The sequence below is a fragment of the Candidatus Cloacimonadota bacterium genome (genome assembly GCA_011372345.1).
Lineage (GTDB): Bacteria > Cloacimonadota > Cloacimonadia > Cloacimonadales > TCS61 > DRTC01.
The window spans coordinates 1-1720 of the sequence record DRTC01000174.1; the positions used below are offsets into that span (position 1 = coordinate 1).

The following is a 1720-nucleotide window of genomic DNA, read 5'->3' on the forward strand; positions in this document are numbered from 1 at the left end:
GTGAAGCAAGAGATTGCTTCGTTTGTAACAGCAAGAAGAAAAACTCGCAAAGACATGTTTTTTGAATTCTGCTGAAAAACACTCAGTTATGCAGAACTCATAATATATAAAAATCCTCACATCTTCACAGAAGATGAAATATCCCTTTTCTAAAGGGAAAGCAAAAAGGATTTAAGAGAAGGGATTAAGGGATGAGTAAAAAAATCACTTCCCTTCATTATTAGAGATTTCTGAACAAATCCAAAACTTTTTTTCACCTTTGACCTGATCTGTCATATTACATTTTTATTTTGTCCTTATGAAATATTGGAAAAAATGGAGAGAGGATGATAAATGTATAATTCGTATAAAGTTATAGCTAACAGATCAAAGATATTTCTTTATAGTTATTACCGGATGAAACATCAGAAAATTAAATTTCCCATCGAATTAGAAGAGATCATCACTTTTTTGGGTTATGATTTAAAAACTTATGACTTACCTGAAAATATGAATGCGTTTACAGACATGATCAAAAGAAAAGTATGGATAAACTTAAATATCATTCCTTCAGAAAATATGAAAATGTATGGTCGCTACAGATTCACTTTAGCTCATGAAATAGCTCATATTGTTCTGCATGAAAAAGAGTATTTAAAGACTTATCGAAAATATGAAATGAACAGGAATTTAACAGAACTGGAAACATTGGTCAGAAATCCCGATTATGAAAAAGAAGCAGATATCTTTGCCGGAAATTTAATACTTCCCCGAGATTTATTAAAAGAAGAATTCAGGAAAAAATTCGGTTGGCAGAAATTGTATTTCAAGCATAATCTGCTTTTTCCAAAAGGAGCAAACGAACATATCTATAGATTGCAGAAGATTACCGGAGTATCTGAAACTGCTCTTTTTATAGCTTTGAAGGAATCGTTTTTATTAAGGACTTTCCAGCAGGAAAAGAGTTACTGAAACTTATCAAATTTCACAGACAGGCTTACTTTTCATAGAAATGATTCTTGCGGATAAATAATTTCTGCCAGATATAGTCCTTCCGGAGGAGCAGTTGAAATTAATTTATGATTTGGATCTTTATTCTTTAAAAGTGTTTGTATAATTTCCGGATTTGCATTTGTATTAGAAATGTTGATCATTGCTCCCACAATTCGTCTGATCATATTATGCAGAAAACGATTGGAGGTAATTTCTAACACAAGATCGTGTTCTTGTTTCTCTAATGATATTTTATGGATAGTACAATAATTATGCGACAGGTCAGGATTCTGCTTTGAAAAAGAAGTAAAATCATTTCTACCTTTGAAATAGATAAGACAATTCTTTAAAACATCAAATGAAATGTTTTTTCTAGGAAAATAGCTTTTATAAAAACGATTGAAAGGAGTTCTTTCATTGGTAATAATATAGATGTATTTTCTGGAAACAGCATCGAATCTGGCATGAAAATCATTTTTTACAGGAAATACTTTCTGAACTCTAATATCAGATGGAAGTTTTGATGAAGTTGCTAACAATATCTGTTCCGCAGACATTTCAAGGGGAAAATCAAAATGAGCATATTGTCTGAGAGCATGCACTCCGGAATCTGTTCTACCTGCACCAGTGATCCGGATTTTAGTTTTCGCAATTTCTGATAATGCCTTTTCAATAGTCTGCTGAATTGTATTTTCATTTTTTTGAGATTGCCATCCACAGAAATTTGTACCGTCATAAGAAATTCTTA

At 31.6% G+C, this 1720-nt stretch carries 2 protein-coding genes; one reads left to right on the forward strand and one right to left on the reverse strand.

Features of this window, described 5'->3' with window-relative positions; translation table 11 throughout:
- Nucleotides 1-396 precede the first annotated feature (396 nt).
- On the forward strand, nucleotides 397-951 hold the full coding sequence (locus ENL20_03365) for an ImmA/IrrE family metallo-endopeptidase (GenBank protein HHE37596.1): 555 nt from the start codon (nucleotides 397-399) through the stop codon (nucleotides 949-951).
- Nucleotides 952-983: 32 nt separating this feature from the next.
- Here ENL20_03365 and truA read toward each other — a convergent pair.
- A partial coding sequence (gene truA / locus ENL20_03370; protein HHE37597.1) for a tRNA pseudouridine(38-40) synthase TruA occupies nucleotides 984-1720 on the reverse strand: 737 nt, incomplete at its 5' end.